The 21,819-nt window shown below is 55.1% G+C and carries 13 protein-coding genes and 1 pseudogene; 9 read left to right on the forward strand and 5 right to left on the reverse strand.

All coding sequences use genetic code 11. The features are described from left to right. Positions 1–318 precede the first annotated feature (318 nt). Positions 319–1,386: a YhcG family protein gene (locus JUK32_RS05310; RefSeq protein WP_204137807.1), complete on the forward strand. Its 1,068-nt coding sequence runs from the start codon at positions 319–321 to the stop codon at positions 1,384–1,386. 329 nt (positions 1,387–1,715) lie between these two features. Here the strand turns inward: JUK32_RS05310 and JUK32_RS05315 are convergent, their stop codons facing one another. Further along, complete coding sequence (locus JUK32_RS05315; RefSeq protein ID WP_309224495.1) at positions 1,716–3,038, reverse strand: ABC transporter substrate-binding protein; 1,323 nt, start codon at positions 3,036–3,038, stop codon at positions 1,716–1,718. Between the two features lie 48 nt (positions 3,039–3,086). After that, positions 3,087–4,892 (reverse strand): translation elongation factor 4, encoded by a 1,806-nt coding sequence (gene lepA / locus JUK32_RS05320; RefSeq protein ID WP_204137808.1) that lies wholly within the window; start codon positions 4,890–4,892, stop codon positions 3,087–3,089. Positions 4,893–5,376: 484 nt separating this feature from the next. On the opposite strand from lepA, the gene JUK32_RS05325 reads away from it, so the two are divergent. Then, positions 5,377–7,116, forward strand: a complete 1,740-nt coding sequence (locus tag JUK32_RS05325; RefSeq protein WP_204137809.1) for a cell wall metabolism sensor histidine kinase WalK — start codon at positions 5,377–5,379, stop codon at positions 7,114–7,116. Here JUK32_RS05325 and JUK32_RS05330 read toward each other — a convergent pair. Beyond that, positions 7,076–7,945 (reverse strand): prephenate/arogenate dehydrogenase, encoded by an 870-nt coding sequence (locus JUK32_RS05330; protein ID WP_204137810.1) that lies wholly within the window; start codon positions 7,943–7,945, stop codon positions 7,076–7,078. The genes JUK32_RS05325 and JUK32_RS05330 overlap by 41 nt on opposite strands. A gap of 419 nt (positions 7,946–8,364) precedes the next feature. Between JUK32_RS05330 and JUK32_RS05335 the strand changes: the two genes are divergently transcribed. From JUK32_RS05335 to lpxD (JUK32_RS05365), 7 genes are all read left to right on the forward strand, one after another. Next, a complete protein-coding gene (locus JUK32_RS05335; protein ID WP_204137811.1) occupies positions 8,365–9,900 on the forward strand; it encodes a pentapeptide repeat-containing protein in 1,536 nt (511 codons plus the stop codon). Positions 9,901–10,605: 705 nt separating this feature from the next. Beyond that, positions 10,606–11,889: a hypothetical protein gene (locus JUK32_RS05340; protein WP_204137812.1), complete on the forward strand. Its 1,284-nt coding sequence runs from the start codon at positions 10,606–10,608 to the stop codon at positions 11,887–11,889. Positions 11,890–12,237: 348 nt separating this feature from the next. Then, a complete protein-coding gene (locus JUK32_RS05345) occupies positions 12,238–12,738 on the forward strand; it encodes a DUF3574 domain-containing protein (RefSeq protein WP_204137813.1) in 501 nt (166 codons plus the stop codon). Between the two features lie 141 nt (positions 12,739–12,879). Next, a complete protein-coding gene (gene bioB / locus JUK32_RS05350) occupies positions 12,880–13,929 on the forward strand; it encodes a biotin synthase BioB (protein ID WP_204137814.1) in 1,050 nt (349 codons plus the stop codon). 66 nt (positions 13,930–13,995) lie between these two features. Beyond that, complete coding sequence (gene rlmD, locus JUK32_RS05355) at positions 13,996–15,366, forward strand: 23S rRNA (uracil(1939)-C(5))-methyltransferase RlmD (protein WP_204137815.1); 1,371 nt, start codon at positions 13,996–13,998, stop codon at positions 15,364–15,366. 25 nt (positions 15,367–15,391) lie between these two features. After that, positions 15,392–16,465 (forward strand): UDP-3-O-(3-hydroxymyristoyl)glucosamine N-acyltransferase, encoded by a 1,074-nt coding sequence (lpxD, locus tag JUK32_RS05360; protein ID WP_204137816.1) that lies wholly within the window; start codon positions 15,392–15,394, stop codon positions 16,463–16,465. 45 nt (positions 16,466–16,510) lie between these two features. Further along, the gene (lpxD, locus tag JUK32_RS05365; protein WP_204137817.1) at positions 16,511–17,554 is read left to right on the forward strand and encodes a UDP-3-O-(3-hydroxymyristoyl)glucosamine N-acyltransferase; all 1,044 of its coding nucleotides are present in this window, start codon (positions 16,511–16,513) and stop codon (positions 17,552–17,554) included. 483 nt (positions 17,555–18,037) lie between these two features. Here lpxD (JUK32_RS05365) and JUK32_RS05370 read toward each other — a convergent pair. Beyond that, a pseudogene (locus JUK32_RS05370) lies at positions 18,038–18,390 on the reverse strand (Uma2 family endonuclease); the annotation flags it as partial. Between the two features lie 115 nt (positions 18,391–18,505). Beyond that, positions 18,506–21,670, reverse strand: coding sequence for an efflux RND transporter permease subunit (locus JUK32_RS05375; RefSeq protein WP_204137818.1), 3,165 nt, complete (start codon positions 21,668–21,670; stop codon positions 18,506–18,508). Between the last annotated feature and the right edge of the window lie 149 nt (positions 21,671–21,819).

A 21,819-nucleotide genomic window follows, 5' to 3' on the forward strand; every position in this document is an offset into this window, starting at 1 on the left:
TCGCTATCAGCTGGCGCGAGTCGCAGATAGCTCTCTGCTCCCCACGCTGTAGCACCAGAGGCTTCAGCCTCCGACTTATCGACACCTGACGGTGACTGCCATCAGTGCGATCGAGCCATCGCAGACAGGGAAACAGTTCATTTGAACTGACTTATGCTAACCTGAGGCGGATCGTCACTCGCTATTTGCTGCAACAAGCCGTTGCAGGTTTATGACGCCCGCTGCTATCGCGACTGTTGCAACAAGCTGTTGCAGGTTTGTGACGCCTACCTGATGTGACTGTTGCAACAAGCTGTTGCACGATTTAGCCCCACTGCTATGGCTGCTCTACTGCCTTCGCAAAGCCCGGAATACGAAGCCCTGATTACGCACCTCAAAGACCGGATTCGGCAGGCGCGGGTGCAATCGGCTTTGGCCGTAAACCGTGAATTGGTGGTGCTCTATTGGCACATTGGCCGCGAAATTTTGCAGCGCCAGGTCGAGCAAGGCTGGGGCAGTAAGGTGATCGATCGCATCGCCCAGGATCTGCGCCAGACGTTTCCAGAAATGAAAGGATTTTCGCCACGCAACCTGCACTACATGCGGGCCTTTGCCGAAACCTATACCGACGAATCAATTCTGCAACAGGTCGTTGCAAATTTGCCGTGGGGCCACAATGTGCGGCTCATGGAGGCTGTGAAAGACCCCGAAGCGCGGCTGTGGTATGCGAAACAGGCGATCGACCACGGCTGGAGCCGCAATATCTTGATGACGCAAATTGACCAGCAGCTCTATGGTCAACAGAAAAGCAGTGCTATCACTAATTTTGAGCGCACCCTGCCGGATGTGCAGTCTGACCTGGCCAGAGAGTTGGTCAAAAATTCCTATACCTTTGATTTTCTCGCGATCGCCACCGATGCCCAAGAGCGCGATGTGCAAAAGGCGCTGGTTGATCACATTCGCGATTTTTTGCTGGAATTAGGCGTGGGCTTTGCTTTTGTCGGCAGTCAATATTATCTGCAAGTCGGGGGCGAAGACTTTTATATTGACCTGCTGTTTTACCATCTCAAACTGCGCTGCTTTGTGGTGATTGATTTGAAGATGGGCGATTTTCAGCCTGAATTTTCCGGCAAGATGAACTTCTATGTTTCCGCAGTAGACGATTTACTCCGTCATGGGGACGATCGCCCCACTATTGGCATGATTTTGTGTCGGTCTAAAAATAAGGCGATCGCTGAATATGCCCTCCGCGATTTGCAGAAACCCATCGGCATTTCTACCCATCGCACCGCCAAAGAACTGCCCGACCCCCTGAAGCCAGAACTGCCCTCAGTTGCACAACTCGAGCAAGAACTCAACAATGTCGATGTACTCACTGACCCGGCTCACCATCGTAATCATGTGTAATTGCCCAGTTCCTTTTGCTGAGTCCGGCTCTACCATTTCAGCTCATGTAAAACGGATGCAAATTGATCCTTGAAACGGTCCTCTCATGAAATCTATTCACTCCCGATGCGGGTTAACTTTTGACTGATTTGGGCATATACAAAGAAGCATCAGTTGCATTTTGATCGACAGGAAAGTGCGCGCTAAGTAGCTGGGCCTACTTAAACGTGGAATCAGTCGAACCAGTCGCTGATTTCGACTCCGCTCAATCAGCGAGGTTTCCTCCCTGGCAGACAATTGAGGGTTGAGCGGAGTCGAAACCCGTCTACGAAATAATTGTGCCTGCCCACTTATTCCGATGCGGGCCAACTGGCCTCAATTTCTGCTAATACGGTGGCCGCCTCCGCGCCCCCCACATAATCCACCATGCCCGTCCAAAACGTCCCTGTGCCCACGGCTCCCGGCATCAGGTCAGAGCCATCAAAGCGAATCACTGCAGCTTCTTTGAGCACCGCAGCTTGGTTACGGATCAGCACATCGGGGTACGCCTCCAGACCCACCTCCGTATGGGGCGAAATGTAGCCCTCATTAGCCCAGCGAGTGTGAGCTTCGACCGAGGCCAGATGCTTCATCAGGGCGGTCGCGGCGGGGGAATCGTTGAACTGGGCGTACACAATGCCGCCCACTAACACGGGCGGTGGCTCCCCGGACATCCCCGGCAGCGCAAACACGTCTACAGTTTCTTCGGGGATCAAGCCGCTGGGCAAAAAGTCGTTGATAAAGCTAGCCTGACGATGCAAATAGCAGCCAGGCGGCTCGCTAAATAACGGCGCGGGTGCATCGCCAAAGGGAATGCTGATCGCCCCGGTAGGGCCACCGCGCACCTGCGCCTCGTCGCGCACAATCTCCCCAAAAGTCTCCAGCGCCGCTTCTACTGCCGGATCGTTAAACGGAATCTCATGATTGACCCAATCGTCATATACTGCGGGGCCGGCCTGCCGCAGGAGGATTTCTTCGCCCCAGTCAGTCCCCACCCAGCCCGTGGCCGCCCCACTTTCCATCCCGAGGCACCAGGGCGTGTTGCCATCGGCAATCATCTGCTCACTCAGCGTAGTCAACTCATCCCAACTGGTCGGCAGGCGATAACCAGCGGCAGCAAAGGCTTGGGGATTGTACCAGACCAGACTTTTGACATCGGCCCGCATCCAGACGCCGTAAACTTCACCATCGACGCTGGCGAGGTCGAGCCAATCAGCTCCGTAGGCCGAGGCTAAAGTAGCCCGGTCTTGGGGGATCAAATCCCCTCGCTGAGCAAATTCCAACATCAAACCCGGTTGGGGAAACAGCGCAATATCAGGGGTATCGCCGGCATCGACGCGGATTGCAATCAGGGTGGTGAAGGCGTCGGTGCCTTCGTAGATGACTTCGATGCCGGTAGCTTCGGTAAAGGGGGCGATCGCGGCCATCAATTTGTCTTCGCCATTGCCAGTCAGCGTTCCGAGAATGGTGACGGTTTCTCCCGCCCCGCGATCGCCCTCACCGGTTCCCTCCGATGGGTCAGAGTTACAGCTGACAAGCCCGCCACAGACCCCCAGCACCGCTAGGCAGCGAATTGTTCGCGCCCGCCACCCCGCCACTGATAACGCCACCCGCTTCTCCCCACCTTTGCTCACAATTAGACGACCTCGTTGACCCCACCGAAGATGAGGCGGGGTCAGCCGTTAGGTCAACTTCAGCACGGCCATAAACGCATCCTGGGGCACATCAACGGTACCGATCGCCTTCAGCCGCTTTTTACCCTTAGCCTGTTTTTGCAACAGCTTTTTCTTCCGGGAGATATCGCCGCCATAGCATTTCGACAGCACATCTTTCCGCAGGGCCGGAATGCTTTCGCTGGCGACAACGCGGCTACCAATTGACGCCTGTAGGGGAATTTTGAACTGATGGCGCGGGATCAGCTCTTTGAGCTTTTCTACCAATGCCTTGCCGACGTAATAGGCTTTATCGCGATGGACAATATTAGCGAGGGGATCAGCGGGTTCACCATTGATCAGAATGTCGAGCCGCACTAAATGGTTCACCCGATAGTCAATCAGGTGATATTCCATACTGGCGTAGCCCTTCGAGCGTGACTTGAGCTGGTCAAAAAAGTCGGTCACCACTTCTGCCAGGGGCAACTCATACACCAGTGCCGTCCGCGATTGCGCGAGATACTTCATATCTTTGAATTCGCCGCGTCGACTTTGGCAGAGCTCCATCAGCGGCCCGACGTATTCTTCGGGGGTCAACATCTCGACCCGCACGTAAGGCTCCGCAATGGACTCGCGCTCTTGGGGTGAGGGCAGCGTACTCGGGTTATCAATTTCCACGACAGAGCCGTCTAGCATCGTCACTTGATACACCACCGAGGGGGCCGTGGTGATGAGGTCGAGGTCATATTCTCGCTCCAGGCGCTCTTGCACAATTTCCATGTGCAGCAGGCCCAGGAACCCACAGCGAAAGCCAAACCCCATGGCGCTGGAAGTTTCCGGTTCATATTGCAGCGCGGCGTCGTTTAACCGCAGCTTTTCGAGGGCGTCGCGCAAATCTTCATACTGATCCGCATCGGTGGGAAACAAGCCACAAAACACCATGGGTTTGGCTTCCACATAGCCCGGCAGCGCTTTCTCAGCGGGCTGCTTCAGCAGGGTCATGGTGTCACCGACCCGCGCATCTTCCACCGCTTTAATCGCGGCAGAAAAGTAGCCTACTTCCCCAGCGTGCAGGGCATCTACGGGCACCTGCACGGGGGACAGCACGCCTAGTTCATCCACTTCGTATTCTTTCTTAGACGCCATGAGTCGCACAACGTCCCCTTTTTGCAGAGTGCCATCCATCACTCGGAAGTAAACGATTACCCCCCGATAGGAGTCGTAGTAGCTATCAAAAATCAGCGCTCGCAACGGCTCGTCTACCGTATCGGCTGGCAGCGGCACCTTTCGCACGATCGCTTCTAAAATCTCATCGATCCCGATCCCCGCCTTCGCCGACGCGAGAATCGCCTCGCTACAGTCCAGGCCAATCACGTCTTCGATTTCCTGCTTAACGCGATCGGGCTCAGCTCCCGGCAGATCGATTTTATTAAGGACGGGAATGATTTCTAAATCGTGCTCTAGCGCCAAATACACATTTGCCAGGGTTTGCGCCTCGACCCCTTGAGAGGCATCCACCACCAACAGCGCGCCTTCGCAGGCCGCGAGCGATCGCGATACTTCATAGGAAAAATCCACGTGTCCCGGCGTGTCGATCAGGTTCAGCACATAGGTTTCACCATCTTTGGCGGTGTAGTTCATCCGCGCCGCTTGCAGCTTGATGGTGATGCCCCGCTCTCGTTCCAGATCCATCGTGTCGAGAAACTGCTCTTTCATATCGCGATCGCTCACTGCACCCGTTTTGTGCAACAGGCGATCGGCCAAGGTCGATTTGCCGTGATCGATATGCGCAATGATGCAAAAGTTCCGAATCCGCGAGACAGGTGCGTCAGTCATACAAGGATGGCGTCCTCAAAGAAAGCAAATAGTCTGTTACCTAAGTTTAATCGGATTTACGAGTAGACGGAATTCTCTGTGGAAATTCACGATTCTGCCCAAGGGGACATACCGATCTGTCGCCGGACTTTGCGCCTCTGGTAAGGTTTTGCTGCTTTTTTCGGGGATCTTACAGGCCCGTGTCACAATTTTCACAGTCGTTGACTGTCAGTCAGATGGCACGCTCGGGCATGCTGATACCGGAGTGAGCGGCAGCCAATCGCTCGTGGTAGCAGCTATAACAAAATGGAGTTGGCGAGTGGCTGAAATATCTTCGCGATTGGACTCGCCTAGCAGGGTGCTTCGCCCGATTGTTGGCCGGTCGTTGCAGCTCATTGGCGGAGCTCAAGCACTGAGTTCCAACCTGGAGGGCAGTGTGCAGCCAGCCACCTGACACTGCCGACGCTACTCGCTTCTTGCCGTTCTGCCCCTTTCTTCAACTGCTATGCAGATTCCGTCCTCTCACACCTTGTCTCAAGCTGATGCGCAGACCGCAGCGGTGACTCTTCCGGCAGGCACATACCTCTTGCCAGAGACGTTACCACCGCTGCTCTTTGTCGTGGATGCGTCGGGTCACTTGCAAAGCTTGGAGTGGTCGGTGGCGGAAGAGTTTGGCGTGCAACCCACGAGCTGGGTGGGGCGATCGCTGGAACAATTGCTCAGCAACTTTACCGCCCTCAACATTGATTTTCAGGCTGACCCGCCAGTGACCACCGCCGATCCCTGGCAGATGCAGTTTCCCAGCGGCCAACTGACCGGCATAGTGCAGCTATGTCCCCTATCGGTGGACTCGGGACGGAGTTGGATGGGCGCGTTTAAGGTGATTGATTGGAGCCCCACGGTCGGGATCGCCCAAGCCCCCTATCAGATGGCTGAGCGGCAGCTGACTCGGCTCACCTGGTCAATTCGTCGGACACTAGATTTAGAAACCATTTGGCAACAGACGGTGGAAGAGTTGGCCGCGATCTTGGCCGTGGAATGGGGGATCTTCTGCGCTTACGAGGCCCCGCACCAACCGCTGCCCGTGATGGCGAGGGTGCAAACCGACGCCCCCCCGTGTCCGGTAGCCCAGGCTCTGAGCTTTCATGACTATCCCAGTTTGGCCGCTGTCCTGCGCAGTCCGCAGCCGCTGATCTTGACGGCGATTGACCAGGCGGTGGAAACTCCCGCGATCGCTGACGGCAGTTATCTCGTCGCCACCACACGACACCTGGGGGAAATCAATGGCCTGATCATTCTCAAGGCGCCTGATGCGACGGGCTGGCAAGGGCTAGATTTGTCGCTGTTGCAGGCCGTAATGGAACAGGTCGGCACCGCGATCGCCCACGCCCATTTATTTCGGGACGCCCAAGGCCTAGCCGACGAACTGCAAGCCGCTAACCAACGACTGCGCCAAAAGCATCACGAGCTCGAAGAAGCCCGGCATCTGGCCGAAGAAGCCTCCCGGTTAAAAAGTGAGTTTTTGGCCAATACCTCCCACGAGCTGCGCACACCGCTGAATGGCATGATCGGCTTCCTCCGCCTCATTTTGGATGGCATGGCTGATGATCCCGAAGAGCAAGACGAGTTTTTGCAAGAGGCCCATAAATCCGCCATTCACCTACTGAACTTGATTAATGACGTGCTCGATATCGCCAAAATCGAGGCGGGCAAGATGCAGATTGATATGTCACAGGTGAAATTGAGTGAGCTGTTTGCTAATGTCGAAAACTTCACCCGCCCCCAAGCCGAGCGCAAGGGATTGCAATTTGAAATCAAGCAACCCCACACTCATGATGAAATCATCATCAACGGCAACTATCAGCGACTGCTGCAAGTCATGCTGAACCTGATCGGCAATGCCATTAAGTTCACCCACGAAGGCGGTATCACCATCACCGCAGAGCTGAAGTCCAAAAAAGTGCAGTTCAAAGACCAAGAATGGCCCGGCCTTGTCAAGGTCAGCGTGGCCGATAGCGGCATTGGCGTCTCGCTGGAAAAACAAGACCGCCTCTTTCAAACCTTTAGTCAGGTCGATGGCGAGCGCACCCGACAATATGGCGGCACTGGTCTAGGACTCGCCATTTCTCAACGATTGATCGAGGCCATGGGCGGCGTGGTGCAATTTATCAGCATGGGCGAAGGCCTCGGTTCCACCGTGACCTTTACGACGTTGCTGTATCAGGAGCCGGTGCTGATTGAATAAAGTCAGGGCGGGCCGCATAGTTAGTTGACAGAATCTCCGCTACGGCTTCCCACTCAGCACCTTGAATCCGTTCCGTTAACTGTTGCAAGGCGTCTTGATAAGCTTGCAGCGATCGCAGCACTTCCTCACGGTTATAGCGAGCCATCATCAGCCCCAACTCTGGATGGCCCCCGCCCACTCGACTCGTATCGCGAAAGCCAGAGCTAGCAAACTGTTGGGCTAACTGACGAACGGCATCGTCCGGTTCGCTCAGGCAAGCTTGAATCAGGCTGCTGCTCACCATCACGGGCAAATGCGAAATCCACGCGACGGCTCGATCATGTACCGCTGGTGAGCAGCTGAAAACCTGCGCCTGCAAACTTTCTGCTAGCTCCGTCAACAGCGCTACCGCTGGGGGAGGGGTTTGCTCCGTGGGCGTAATCACATAGGCCCGCTGGGCAAATAGGCCCGTTTCAGCCACGGCAATGCCCACTTCCGATTTGCCGGCCATGGGGTGACCACCGACAAAATTAGGCCAGTGAGCACTCAGCGTATCAACGATCGCTCCCTTCACCGAGCCCACATCCGTCAACACCGTTGTGGGTGAGAGATGGGGAATCAGCTCTAGCGCGATCGCCTCGATCAAATGAATCGGTGTACAGAGAAAGACAATGTCTGTCGCCTTCAGGGTTTGGAGTTCGGTGGAAGCATGATCGACGGCACCGCCCGCGATCGCCGCTTCACAAGTCGTAGTGCGCCGGGTGACCCCCCACACCTCATGCCCTCTTTGACGAAAGTCCAGCCCTAACGACCCCCCAATCAACCCCAAACCCACAATGCCAATTTTCATCGCCCCTCTTCGCCCTCGTCCTGACAAAGTGCCCCTGCTAAAACACCCTATCGTAAGCCTGCCCCTAGTTTTCGCAACCGGCCTTGACCGACCAGCGCCCCCCCGCCAGGGGGTAATCTGAGCGTCGCGATCGCCAACCCCAAACTTTCAACTCAGCGATCACAGCTGCGTCCTTTGGTAGGAAGGTGCAGACGCCAGCGTGAGTCAAGTTCATCGGCGACTTTGCCAGGTCTTGGTAAGGATCCGTAAGTTTGCGGGCAACCTGGAAGTATCACCGGGATCATCCGGATCGATTTCCCAACCTCCATCACGACGCTTGGTTTGCGACCGGCAGCGGCGATCGTCCCTAACTGACCGTCGTATACGCCCTCCAGTCGTTTGCCTGAGTCGATAGCATTCCATCCTCTGCTACCTGTCCCATGAAGCCTTTACCCGCGCCCGATACTGCCGCCATCTTGTTGGACAAATACGCTCAGGGAGAGCGTGACTTCTCACACGCCAAGCTCAATGAATGCGTCTTGTCTGGCACCCGCTTACCCAACATCATTCTGCGAGCAGCCGACCTGAATGTCGCCAATCTCAGCAATGCCAATCTGAGCCAAAGCGATTTGCAAGCCGCTGTCCTCAATGTCAGTCGTCTGAGCGGTACCAATCTGAGCCAGGCCAATCTACAAGCGGCTCAAATGAATGTGGCGAACTTGATTCAAGCGATCTTAGTGGGCGCTAACTTGACCGGGGCATCGTTGATTCGCGCTGAACTATTGCGGGCCGATTTGAGCAATGCCAACCTCACTCAGGCCAACTTGCAAGAAGCCGATTTGCGCGAAGTGCGCCTGCGCTGGAGCAACCTGACTCGGGCCAACTTGAGTCGCAGCAACTTACGGAAAAGTAGCTTGATCGGCGCTAATCTGAGCCATATCCAAGCCCACTCCATCAATTTAGAAGGGGCCGATTTGAACAATGCCATCATGATTGGCATGGAATGTCGGCATGGTAATCTCCGCACTGCTAATCTGAGTGGAGCCAATTTGCGGGGGGCTAATTTGCGGTGGGCCAACCTCACCGGGGCTAACCTCAAAGAAGCTGATCTGACCGATGCCAAGCTCAGCGGAGCCGATTTGACCGGAGCCCAATTAGAAGGGGCCATTCTCGAAAATACGATTTTGGTGCATGCTGACCTGAGCCGGGCCAATCTGCGCCATGCCCGCTGTGTCGGGGCCGACCTGTCTGGAGCCACGATTACCGGCATTCAAATGCAAGGGGCGATCGTCTACGACATCCAAACCGCCGAGGTCGTTTGTGATTGGATCGATCTCAGCCCCTATGGTGACCAATCTCAGCGCCGTCACTTTAACACCGCGCAAGACGTTCATACCTTTCTCAATCAGCGTCCCGCCCAAGTCATGGTGACTATCGACGGGGTAATGACGCTCGCCGCCCACGCCGCGCTAGCGACCGCCTTCACGCAGTTGGCAGAGGTCAGTCCCGTCTTATCGCGCCCTCCCAATATCGAGTTGACCCACCGCCACACCCAACTCGCTTGCATTACCGATGATGAAATCGGGTTATCCGCGATCGCTTACTTGGTAACCCTCCCTTTTCTCGATGGGCTAGCTATCCAAAAAATTCTCAACACCCTGCATCAAGAGGGCGTGTCACAACCCCTGCGCAGCTTCGCCCTGGACGAAGCCGATCGCGAATTACATCGCGTCAAATCGATGCTGCAACAGCAAGATTTATCGTCCCTCCAAGCATTAGTGGCTGATCACGACTTTTTTACCCAGCCCCTGCAAATCAAACTCGTCAATGCCCGGGGCAGTTCCCTAGAGCTATACGCCAATCCTCAGTTTGGTGTCCGTCAAACCTCGGGCACTGATGGGATTACGCCCACCGATATCGGCAAGCTCTATCAGCCCAGTCTCGAAAATTACCTGGCCTTTTTCCGGTCTAGTTAATAATTTTTCCTTTGTAACCCGACTGGTCCCAGACCTTACCAGGGGGCTCACCCTCATGGTGCCCGTAGTCAGCGATCGCGTAGGCCTCACGGCAAAATACATCTAGGCATCTCTACTACTATAGCCTGTCTACCACCTATCCCCCCTAGATCCGCCCCAGCTAAATCATCAAAAATTGAGTCAGCGGAAGCTGGCGAGGGCAGGTGTTAACAGTCAGCTGATCGGCGCTGATGACTACTTACTCTTCATGTACAACCGTGTGGCTGGCGATATCAAAGTCATCAAATTAGGCATCGCCGCTATTCATGAAGATAGCTTTACAAAGAAGTCGAAATCATGTCGAATAAATCCTGAGAAGGATGCTTTGTCCTTTGACGAGATTGAATTTCCCAAAAAACACCGAGTCTTTTGTTCGGCCTAGGGAGTAATCTCCTCGGGCTATAAACAGTTAAGCGTAATAATTGTCAGTCTAAGTGTTCAAAAAACGCATCTGGCTCGTGTTAACACGGAGCCTATGTTTTTAAAAAGTCTGTATTGCAGGTGTAAAAACTGACGTCTCGCTTACGTAAGTCGGCTACATTAGTAGTTAAGCATCTTACTATCTATCAACAGGGGATCGATCTGACGATCTTTCGCCTGGCTTTCAGGGGCATCCATCTGTCATGAATATCACCATTAATGCCTCTATGAGAGGTACATGTCACCGTGAACCAAAGGGTAGCCTATCCAAGTCGTTCCATCAGCCCTCAAGAGCAAACGCTCTATGGTCACCTATTGGCGTGCGCTGATTTTGCCCCACCCGAGCAAGTGCTCAGTCGGTTTCAGTCACTGTTCATTGACGGTGTCGGTTATCCAGAGCCAGGGATTGTTGCCGCTCTCGATCAGATTCTGTCAGATCGAGGCATTGAGGAGTACTTTCACTTCATCCTGAATCGCTGCTGCCATATCTTAATTAACCGTTGGCAAAGCAACTCGCAATTTCAATACGCGGTTCCCTTACTCCTTGATTTGTTCGAACTAACGCCCTGCGATAATGTGCGGGAATACTCCCGTAGCCGTCACGTGCGGCATCTGCGGCAAGTTGTCAAAAAGTTTACTGAGACTGAGCAATATTTAACGCTCAAGCGCTTGGCGTTACTGATTGATAGCGATCCTAGCCAAAACAATGATGCCGATCGTCCGCTCGGTAATCTAATCCAGCGATACCCTTACCTTTACGAATATTGCTTGGTCAGTGAAGATAGCCCGGAGGCACATTATAAAAATGTTCGTCGCATGCAAGCGCAGGCACAACAAAAGTTTGAGGTCAACCTTTCACACTACGTGACTTATCGGGTGCGCCAAGCGCGGATGAAAAAGCTACATCCTGGTTCAGACACGATCGCGCGATTAAAGCCAGTGAGTAACCCGACCTTGTTGAGCGATCGCGAACTCGTCACGTCCCTAAACCAGTTTTCTGGCAAGGTTGAACATGGCCGCAGTTATCGAGATACTGCGTATAATTTTCTCGAACGAAACCAAAACATCACATTCCGTGACTTTAAGCGCGAACTGTATGACTATCTTTGCGCTGCCGTAGAGCCTGGCTATGGTCAACGCAAATTTAATCGCTTGTTGGCTGAGCAGCTAGAGCGTACAATGCCGCAAAATGACGAGCAACCGACCAATGATTTTTTGCTGATTCGCACCTCTAGCCAATTGTTAAACTTTTTGGTTTTAGAATCATCAGCTAAGCCTCAACATTTTGTCTTCATTGATCTTATTAATAACCTTGGCCCCATTTTGACGACTGGCCTACTGATCAAAGTGATTTTGCTTTGTCGAAACGTCAGACCTTATTTGGAAAAGCGCTTTTCAACATTGTTCAACCATTACGAAACCAGCACCCAGAACAACGTGAAATGGCTAGTGCAAATGTTTGAGAATCTCAATGTAGCCATGAGTGTTAACTTTGGCTCTACAGACATTTCACACTTGTTGATGCCCTAAGCTGGGTGAGTGCCATTGAGTTCAAAAGGCTAGAAGCGATCGCTTAAAGTTCGCGCGGAGAGTGACCTAGGCTGGCACATTCGTCAATACTTAGAGTGAGCCCATATTCCGCCTTTGAACTGTCACATAGAGCATTTCGATCCAGCGGCTGAAATATTCATTTGGTTGATTGATCTTCCAAGTCGTCACATTGATTTTTGCAGTTAAGAAAAGCGATACGGCTAAACCTTTAGCGAGAGCCGATATTATCGTCAATACGCCAATTCCATCCGGTTTCCGAAGATTCCTCTTGTTTTGACATTAACCTTCTAAATCGTATTGTTTATATTTAGAGCGGAGCGATCGCCCATGCAATGGTTCTTAAACACAGTCAATGTCGGGTACCGTCACAGCGTAGTCGGCTTGACTGCGCTGCTCTTTGGCATGGGCGGTGGCACAGTGCAAGCTCAAACTCCCGACCTGATTGAAAACAACCTCTTGGCCGAATTGATTCAAGTAGATTTGTATCTGGGTCGCCAGATATCTGACGGCGATATCGTCTCTGATGCAGACTTTGAAACATTCATTGATACCGAAGTGACGCCGCGCTTTCCTAACGGCCTGACCGTCTGGAAAGCCAACGGTCGCTATCAAGACGCGAGTGGCACTGTAATTGCCGAACCGTCGAACGTGGTGCGATTAATCTTTCTGGATACGCAAGCTAACGAAACGGCGTTGATGGAAGTGATTCAGGCTTACATCGCTCAATTTGAACAAGAAACAGTGATGGTCTTGGTCGATGAAGATGTCACCGTCGAGTTTGTGCCCGCGCTTGACCCGCCCCCCGTCCCCGCGATCTTTTCTGAATGAGACGCCGGGCTGAGTCGTGGGAGAGCAACGGAGTAGTATGACCGAGATCGCCCTTCCACCAATCTCTCTTCATTACAATCTGTGCGTAGAAACGCCGTCGCCGTATTAGCCTATAGTTTGGCCTGTTATCCGTTGCGCGTTATGACCTCATTGCTCTCTGCCCCCGATTGGAACCAGCTGGCTGATCAAGCCCTCGCCGGGGAAATCATCGGCCGGGATGCGGCGCATCAGGTGCTGGCGGCTCCTGATACGGAACTGCTGGCCCAACTCCATGCGGCCTATCGCGTGCGCCACCACTACTGGCAAAACCGAGTGCGCTTGCACTTTTTGCTGAATGCTCAAAGTGGCCTTTGCCCCGAAGATTGCCACTACTGCTCGCAATCCAAAATTTCTACTGCCGAAATCGATAAGTATCCGCTGATGGCCAAAGACCGGGTACTAGCCGCCGCCGAACGGGCACATACCCTCAAAGCCGGGACATTTTGCATGGTGATTTCAGGGCGATCGCCCGCCGAACCCACCTTCAATCGCGTACTGGAGCTGGTGCGGGAAGTGAAAGCTCAATATCCGATGAAAATTTGCGCTTGCCTGGGCCTGCTAGATGAAGAGCAAGCCCAACGTCTCGCCGCTGCTGGGGTCGATCGCGTCAACCACAACCTCAACACCGCTGAGGCCAACCACGACAACATTTGCACCACCCACACCTTTCAAGATCGTTTGGGCACCGTCGAAGCGGTCAAAGCAGCGGGACTGACCACCTGCTCCGGCGGCATTCTGGGCCTGGGCGAATCCGCCGATGACGTGATTGATCTGGCCCTGTCGCTGCGGGCACTTGACGTGACGAGCGTCCCCATCAACTTCCTGATCCCGATTCCCGGCACCCCCTTTGCCGATCGCGGCCAGCTGACTCCCCGCCAGTGTTTGCGGATGCTGTGCCTCTTCCGCTTCCTCTTGCCCAGCCAAGAAATTCGTATCGCCGGGGGGCGCGAGGTGCAGCTGCGATCGCTCCAACCATTCGGCCTCTACGCCGCCAACTCCATCTTCATCGGCGACTACCTCACCACCCCCGGCCAAGCCGCCACCGCCGATTTCGAAATGATCCGCGATGCCGGTTTCGTGCTCGAAGCCCCCGACGGCTCCATCCTCCAAGGCGACCCCATCGCCGAACTGCAAGCCCTCGCGATCGCCTAATCCCCCCCACTCCACTTTCCTCACCCACTCCACTTTTCCTCCCATCCCCACTCCCCACCCCTCCCCATGACCCAATGGCAACAAGGCACCACCCTCGAACTGGACATTACTGACCTCAGCAGCGATGGCGATGGCGTTGGCCGCTGGGACAATCGCGTCATCTTTGTGCCCGACACCGTACCCGGCGATCGCATTCAGGCGCGGCTCACCTTTGTAAAACCCAAATTTGGCCGGGGACAATTATTGCAAGTGCTTGAAGCGTCGAGCGATCGCGTTCGTCCCGCCTGCATCGTGGCCGACAAATGTGGCGGCTGTCAGTGGCAGACCGTCGCCTATTCGGCACAGCTCGCGGCCAAGCAACAACAGGTGGTCGATGCTCTGGAACGCATCGGTCACTTTGCCAACGTGCCCATCAGCCCAATCATGGCCGCCGATCATCCCCTGAGCTACCGCAACAAGGCCACCTATCCTCTCAGTGTCTCTGCTGAGGGCAAGGTCAAGGCGGGCTACTTTCGCAAGGGCTCGCACCAAATCGTCAACCTCAACCAGTGTCCCGTACAGGACGATCGCCTCGATCCGCTCCTGGCCGAGGTCAAGCAAGATATTCAAGCCCAGGGCTGGTCAATCTATGACGAGGAAACGCAAACGGGCGATTTACGGCATTTGGCACTGCGGGTCGGTCGGCGCACTGGGCAGATTCTCCTCACGCTGATCAGCACTACGTGGGACTTACCCGGCATTGAAGAACAATGTGCCGAATGGAAAACCCGCTTTCCCGACCTGGCGGGGGTCTGCGTCAACCTCAATAAGAAACCGGGCAACGCCATTTGGGGAGCAGAAACCCGGTTTGTGGTGGGGGAGCCTTATTTAGAAGAACGCTTTGCCAACCTGACCTTGCACATCTATCCCAATGCCTTTTTCCAAGTGCATACCGAGCAGGCGGAACGGTTGCTGCGGGTGATTTTGGACGAGTTGCAACTGCAAGGCACGGAAACGGTGGTGGATGCCTACTGCGGCATTGGCACCTTGACGCTGCCGATCGCTCAACGGGCGCAATATTGCTTGGGGTTGGAGGTGCAGGCCGAAGCGGTGGAAATTGCGATCGAAAACGCGAAGCTGAACGGCATTGACAATGCCCATTTCGAAGCGGGTACCGTGGACAAACTGTTGCCCGATGCGCCCCGATTTTTGCAAGACCAATCGCCCGATATTGTGGTGCTCGATCCGCCGCGCAAAGGCTGTAGCGATCGCGTACTTGGTGGACTGCTAACGTTGCGACCTCAGCGCATCGTTTATATGAGCTGCAATCCCGCCACGCTGGCCCGCGATCTCAAGCGGCTCCGCGACGAAGGGGGCTATCGGCTCCAGCGGGTGCAAGCGGCCGACTTTTTTCCGCAAACGGCCCATGTAGAGTGTGTCGCGTTTCTGGTAGCGTAAGAAGGCTTATCCTCCCCACACCGTTATGAAGTTCAGCGACATCGTCCAGCGGCTTGGCTTAACTGCGGAAAATTCTAGCCTCAAAACCTTTCCAGAATGTGATCCAGAGATTACTGCGGTGACGCCCGTACAAACGGGAACAGTCGGAACGATTGGCTACATCGAGGGTCAAAAGTTTCAAGCCTATGTGGCAACGACCCAGGTGAGTGCGCTGATTTTGCCCGAGGATCAGGATTTGCAGACCCGGGCCAGCGATCGCGGGTTGGCTTGGGTGAGCATGGCCGAACCGCGTTGGGGCTTTGCCCAAGCGCTGGCGTTGTTTTATCAGCCCTATCGACCGCGTCCTGGCATCCATCCCACGGCAGTCATTGATCAGTCGGGACAACTGGGCAAGGACGTGACCATTGACGCCAATGTGGTCATACATCCCGGTGTGGTCATTGGTGATGGCGTCTGTATCCACGCCAATGTGGTGATTTATCCCGAAACGGTGATTGGTGATCGCACTGTGCTGTACGCCAACTGTGTGATTCATGAACACACCCACATTGGGGCCGACTGCGTGGTGCACAGCGGTGCCGTGATTGGCTCAGAAGGCTTTGGTTTCATTTTGCAAGAAGGGCGGTGGATCAAGATTCCCCAGTCCGGGCGCACCATTTTGGAAGCCGAAGTCGAAGTGGGCTGCAACACCACCATTGATCGGCCCTCTGTCGGTGAAACCCGCATTCAGGCCAACACCAAGCTCGATAACCTCGTACATATCGCCCACAACTGCCAGATTGGGCCGAGCTGTGTCATGGCCGCCCAAGTCGGCCTGGCGGGGCAGGTGGAAACCCAAGACCATGTGATTTTGGGGGGGCAGGTCGGGGCCGCCAACCAAACCCACATTGGGGCCAACGTGCAAGCGGGGGCCAAGGCTGGACTCCACGGTCACATCGCCCCAGGCAGCATCGTCATGGGCAATCCGGCGAGTCCGTACCGCACCTTTTTAAAGTCGTCAGCCATTTACAATCGCCTGCCGCAGATGCAGCGCACCCTCAAGGAGCTCCAACAGCAGGTGGCCACCCTACAGCAGCAGATTGAAGCACTTAATTCTTAAGTTTCGGGAGGATTCGATTGTTCGCGCATCGCCAAGGACCTTGTCATGAAGTTCAGTGAATTCGTTCAGCATTTAACCGCCACTTTGCCGCAGTCTCAAGTGCATTTGGCCGACGATCCTGAGCTCACGGGCCTGTCGGCGATTGAAGAGGCGGCGGCCCAGACCCTGAGCTACATCGAGGGAGAAAAATACGCTCACCATGTGCTCACGACCCCGGCCTGTGCGTTGATTTTGCCCCGACATGAAGGGTTGCAAGCCCAGGCTTGCGATCGCAACTTAGCCTGGATTGCGGTCGAAGCCCCCCGGGTGGCCCTGGCCCTCGCGATCAGCTGCTTTTACCAGCCCGTCCGCCCCCCAGTGGGGATTCATCCCACGGCTCAGATTCACCCCACAGCGCAAGTCGGTCAGGATGTCGCCATTGCGGCCAACGTCGTTATTGGTGCCCAGACCACCCTTGGCGAGGGGGTCGCTATTCACCCCAATGTGGTGGTGTATGCCGGTGCCCAGGTGGGCGATCGCACTGTACTCCACGCCAACTGCGTGATTCATGAGCGTTCGGAAATTGGCCCCGACTGCGTGATCCATGCCGGTGCGGTGATCGGCTCCGAGGGGTTCGGCTTTGTCCCGGTATCGGAAGGCTGGGTCAAAATGCCCCAAGCGGGCTATGTGGTACTGGCTTCAGGGGTCGAGGTGGGCTGCAACGCCACCATCGATCGCCCCGCCCTCGGCACGACTCAGGTGGGCCGCAACACCAAAATTGACAACTTGGTGCAAGTAGCTCACGGCAGCAAAATTGGCGAAAATTGCGCGATCGCCGCCCAGACGGGGATGGCGGGGGGCGTCAAAATTGGCAATCGGGTGATTCTGGCGGGGCAGGTCGGCATTGTGGATCACGTGACCATCGGTGATGGGGCGATCGGGGCGGCCAAGGCGGGCATCCACCATCATGTGCAGCCAGGCGAAATTGTTTCCGGCAGCCCAGCGCTTCCTCATAAAGTGTTTCTCAAAGCCTCAGCGGTCTTTCGCCGTTTGCCCGAAATGCACCGCACCCTCAAGCAACTCAGTCGCGATGCGGGATTTAAGGAATAAGTCACACCAAATCTGGACTCGATCGAGTGATGGTGTTTTGCCATAAATTTAGAGGAAGTCAGCCGAGCGATAGCAGGTTAATCACGCTTTTGCCCTCCGAGCGTCAGCCAATTTTTGTGGAACATTCACAATTAAAGAAGGGGCAAGTTAACTTCCTCTTTCAGGCATTTTGCTACTGAGGGAAAGCTAACGATAGAGATTCTGTTTTTTTGTCATATGGGAATAACTATAAAGAGAAGATTAACTCATGCGTTCAAGACCTGCGTGATGCAATGGAAGTGATTTATCCGAATGGCTTCCTTTTACTGTCATAAAAGGGTGCTAATGGTGACTGAGATTTGTTTGTAAAAGAGCCAGAAGAAAACACAAGATCATCACTACCCGTTAGTGCGGTGAAAACATAATATTCAAATGCAGCGGACGCTTGAGAGCTATTGGAAAGGTTGTCGAAGTTATATACCTCGACTTTTTATGCCGTACCTACTTACCTCGGTCAAATTCCTCCGTCAATGGAGACCGTACCTCAGTAATGAGTTTTGGGTAGCGCTTCACGTAGCGGTCTTCTCTATCGCCCGGATTCCAGGTAACAAAGGCATCAGGATAGTAGAAAAAGTCATCGGCATAATTGACCTTGACATTCCCCGAAAAAACTGGCGGTCGCTATTTCGTAAATGCAGATTGGTTTCCGTCAGCAAATTAATATTGCGGCGGCTGTGGTTGTCACAGCCCCCTGCCATTGCATAAACTAGGCCCTGCCGGTACTCGTGGCGAATGGCATTCTCCTGCTCCATCGCCAGATATTCTTGGGAGCTGAACTCGGCTGGAATTGCAACCATCGGTGCGATCGCCCCAGCGAGACATGACTGACTGTTCTTAATTTAGCGAACGCTGCGCGATCGCATCCCTCCTCAATAGAACCCGATCGCGCCTTCAGTGCCACCTTGCGCCGAACTATGGTTTGTAAATCACCGTTGATGGCGGTGCGCCATTGTGAGCAATCTCGGCTTCCAGAGCGGCCCGTTTCAGTTTCGGCATGAACCAGCGACCAAACCGGGCATAGAGCGCCGGAATCACCAGCAAAGTCAGAGCGGTAGAGGTGAACAAACCGCCCAGCACCACGATCGCCAGCGGTTGCAGGATTTCGTTACCCGCCCCACTGGCGATCGCCAGTGGCAACATCCCGAGCGCTGAAGTCAGCGCCGTCATCAGAATGGCATTCACCCGCTCCAGAGAACCGTGGAACACCGCCTTCTTCAGGGGCAAGCCCTCAGCAAACTTGCGGTTGTAGTTGTCCACCAGCAGCAAGCCGTTGCGGACAGCGACCCCAAACAGGGTGATGAAGCCGATCAGAGAAGCCACTGACATCACCCCGCCTGTCAGCAAGATGGAGATAATGCCCCCCACCAGCGCTAGAGGAAGGTTAATCATAATTGCCACGGTCGCAGGCAGCGACTTAACGGAGAAAAACATCAGCACCGTAATGGCGATCGCCGCCAGGATGCTATACATCAGCAGGTTGTTCGTCGCGTTTTGCTCTGATTCAAACTGGCCGCCGTACTGAATGAAGTAGCCATTGGGCAGTTGCACATTTTCCCGAATCTGGGCCTGAATGTCGCCCACGACGCTGCCTAAATCGCGATCGGCGACGTTCGCCGACACCACAATCAGGCGCGACACATCTTCTCGGTTGACCACGTTGGCTCCCATGCCGTAGCCGATATTCGCCACAGTTCCGAGTGCGACCAGATCACCCGTCGGGGTGGAAATGGGAATGGCGCTGATGGCATCCAGGCTGTTGCGGGCGGATTCCGGCAACGCCACGGTAACGTCAATCAACTGCTGATCTTCGGGCACCTGGGAGACGACGCGCCCGTTTAAGGCCGTTTCCACCACGTCGGAGATCTGGACCATCGTCAAGCCGTAGCCTGCCGCCGCTTCCCGGTCGTACTGGATTTGCACCTGCCGAATGGGTAATTGCGGCTCCAGTTGCAAATCCACTACTCCGGCGATCGGTTCGATGGTGTCGCGTACCTGCTCACCAATGCTCCGCAGTTCCGCCAGGTCGGGACCGAAGATTTTGATCGCGATCGCACTCCGCACCCCGGACAGCACTTCATCCATGCGGTGGGAGATGAACCCGCCGATATTGGGCGCAACCCCCGGCAGTTCTAGAAACGCCGCCCGCAGTTGCTGGACGCTGGCCTCTCGGTCTTTCAGGGCGGCGTCACTGAGTTCGATATCGACGTGGGCCATGTTCACCCCCGCCCCATCGGCATCACCAGGGGCGCGACCCGCCCGTACCTGTACCCACTCATAGAGGGGATTGTCTTTGAGGGAGTTCGCCAGAGCCTTGCCTGCGCCCAGGGTGATGTCCAGAGAAATGCCGGGGAACAGCACCATTGAGTTCACCAGGGATTTCTCCTGAAACTCCGGCAGGAAGACGCGACCGAGGGCGGGTACCACGGCAGCCGAAGCGACCAGCGCCGCTAACGAGATCGCCAGGATGAGCTGCGGTGCCCGCATGGAAAATCCCAGCAGTGGACGGTAAATCCGTTCTGCCAGCCGTGATACAAAGGTGCCTTCCTGGGGCAAATTCTGATTCGTTAGCAGGATGGCACAGAGGGCAGGCGATAGCGTCATTGCCACTAGGGTCGAGGCCAAGATCGAGAACAGATAGGCCAACCCCATCGGCGCGAAGATGCGGCCCTCCACTCCAGTCAGGCTGAAGATGGGGGCAAACACCACGACGATAATCACCGTGGAGAAAATTACCGCCAGCCGTACCTGCACCGATGTGTCATACACCACCTGAAAGGGGTGTTTAGGATGGCCCTGAGCCTGATTCGTGCGCAGACCGCGATAGCAATTTTCCATATCGACGATCGCGTCATCCACCACCGACCCGATCGCCACCACCAGTCCCCCCAAGGTCATGGTGTTGATGCCCAGGCCAAAGGCATTCATGAACAGCAAGCCGATCAGCAGAGACAGAGGAATGGCGCTGAGGGTGATGATGGCGGTGCGCCAGTTCATCAAAAACAGCAGCAAAATCACCGACACAATCACCACCCCCTGAAGCAGGGAGCCACTGACGTTGCGAATGGCGGCGTCAATAAAGTTGGCCTGCCGAAAGGTGCGGGTCACCTGCACATCAGGGGGAAAGGTGGATTGGAGGTCGGCAATGACAGCCTCTACCGCATTCGTCACCGTGGGCGTGTCCACTTCCGGCTGTTTATTGATCATCAACACCACCGCTGGCTGACCGTTCAGGCTAGCATCGCCCCGCTTTAAGGCGGCCCCAGTCTGCACCATCGCCACGTCCCGCAGTAGAACTGGCTGACCGTCCTGCACCTTCACGACGGACTGCTGCAAGTCTTCGATGGACTGCATCTGACCCAGGCCGCGCACCAGCAATTCTTGCCCACCGCCAATCAGGAAACCGCCGGGAGCACTGGCGTTGGCTCCGGTCGCCGCCGCCGTCACTTCATTAATTGAGACATTAAAATCCCGCAGCTTGGCCGGATCGATCAGCACCTGCTCCTGCCGCTCGTCGCCCCCATAAACCGTCACCTGGGACACCCCTGGCACCGAGAGAATCTGGTTCTTCAGGGTGACATCCACCAGGCGGCGCAACGCCATCAGATCGGTCTGTCCCTGCCCATCGACGGTGAAGGCGTATTGCAAGACGGTGCCCAACGGCGACACCAGGGGCGAAATTTCGGGCGGGTGGGCATTTTCGGGCAGTTGATTGGTGACCTGTTGCAATCGCTCCGTCACCGCCTGCCGCGCCTGGTAAATATCGGCGTTTTGGTCGAACACCACGCTGACCATCGACAGCCCGACTTTGGAAGACGATCGCACTGTGGTCACCCCCGGCAGGCCATTCACTGCACTTTCGATCGGCACAGTGATTTGGGTTTCCACTTCTTCCGGGGCTAACCCGACCGCTTCCACCTGCACATCCACTTGGGGCGGGGCGAAGGGCGGAAACACATCCAGCGGCATTTGAGTGACGCTAAAGACGCCCCAAATGGTGACAGCGATCGCCCCTGCCACGATGAACCACCGCTGAGCAATGGAATTTTTGAGAATTTGATTGAGAACTGCGTTCAGCATCTATCGGGAAGTCCTAACTGCTGGCTGAATTTCACGCATCCAGGTGTAAACGTAGAGTTGTGACATGTGGGTAACCTCACCGCCTGCGGCACCTCTACTTGGCAAGGAGAGGTTTATACACACTCCGGTCTCCGGTTCTTCTCCTTGCC

It is taken from the genome of Halomicronema sp. CCY15110 (assembly GCF_016888165.1).
Lineage (GTDB): Bacteria > Cyanobacteriota > Cyanobacteriia > Phormidesmidales > Phormidesmidaceae > Halomicronema.

Coding starts and splice junctions, on each gene's coding strand:
- JUK32_RS05325 (WP_204137809.1), top strand. CDS start 5,377: ATGCAGATTCCGTCCTCTCACACCTTGTCTCAAGCTGATGCGCAGACC.
- JUK32_RS05330 (WP_204137810.1), bottom strand. CDS start 7,945: ATGAAAATTGGCATTGTGGGTTTGGGGTTGATTGGGGGGTCGTTAGGG.
- rlmD (WP_204137815.1), top strand. CDS start 13,996: ATGACCCAATGGCAACAAGGCACCACCCTCGAACTGGACATTACTGAC.
- JUK32_RS05335 (WP_204137811.1), top strand. CDS start 8,365: ATGAAGCCTTTACCCGCGCCCGATACTGCCGCCATCTTGTTGGACAAA.
- lpxD (WP_204137817.1), top strand. CDS start 16,511: ATGAAGTTCAGTGAATTCGTTCAGCATTTAACCGCCACTTTGCCGCAG.
- JUK32_RS05310 (WP_204137807.1), top strand. CDS start 319: ATGGCTGCTCTACTGCCTTCGCAAAGCCCGGAATACGAAGCCCTGATT.
- bioB (WP_204137814.1), top strand. CDS start 12,880: ATGACCTCATTGCTCTCTGCCCCCGATTGGAACCAGCTGGCTGATCAA.
- JUK32_RS05345 (WP_204137813.1), top strand. CDS start 12,238: ATGCAATGGTTCTTAAACACAGTCAATGTCGGGTACCGTCACAGCGTA.
- lpxD (WP_204137816.1), top strand. CDS start 15,392: ATGAAGTTCAGCGACATCGTCCAGCGGCTTGGCTTAACTGCGGAAAAT.
- lepA (WP_204137808.1), bottom strand. CDS start 4,892: ATGACTGACGCACCTGTCTCGCGGATTCGGAACTTTTGCATCATTGCG.
- JUK32_RS05375 (WP_204137818.1), bottom strand. CDS start 21,670: ATGCTGAACGCAGTTCTCAATCAAATTCTCAAAAATTCCATTGCTCAG.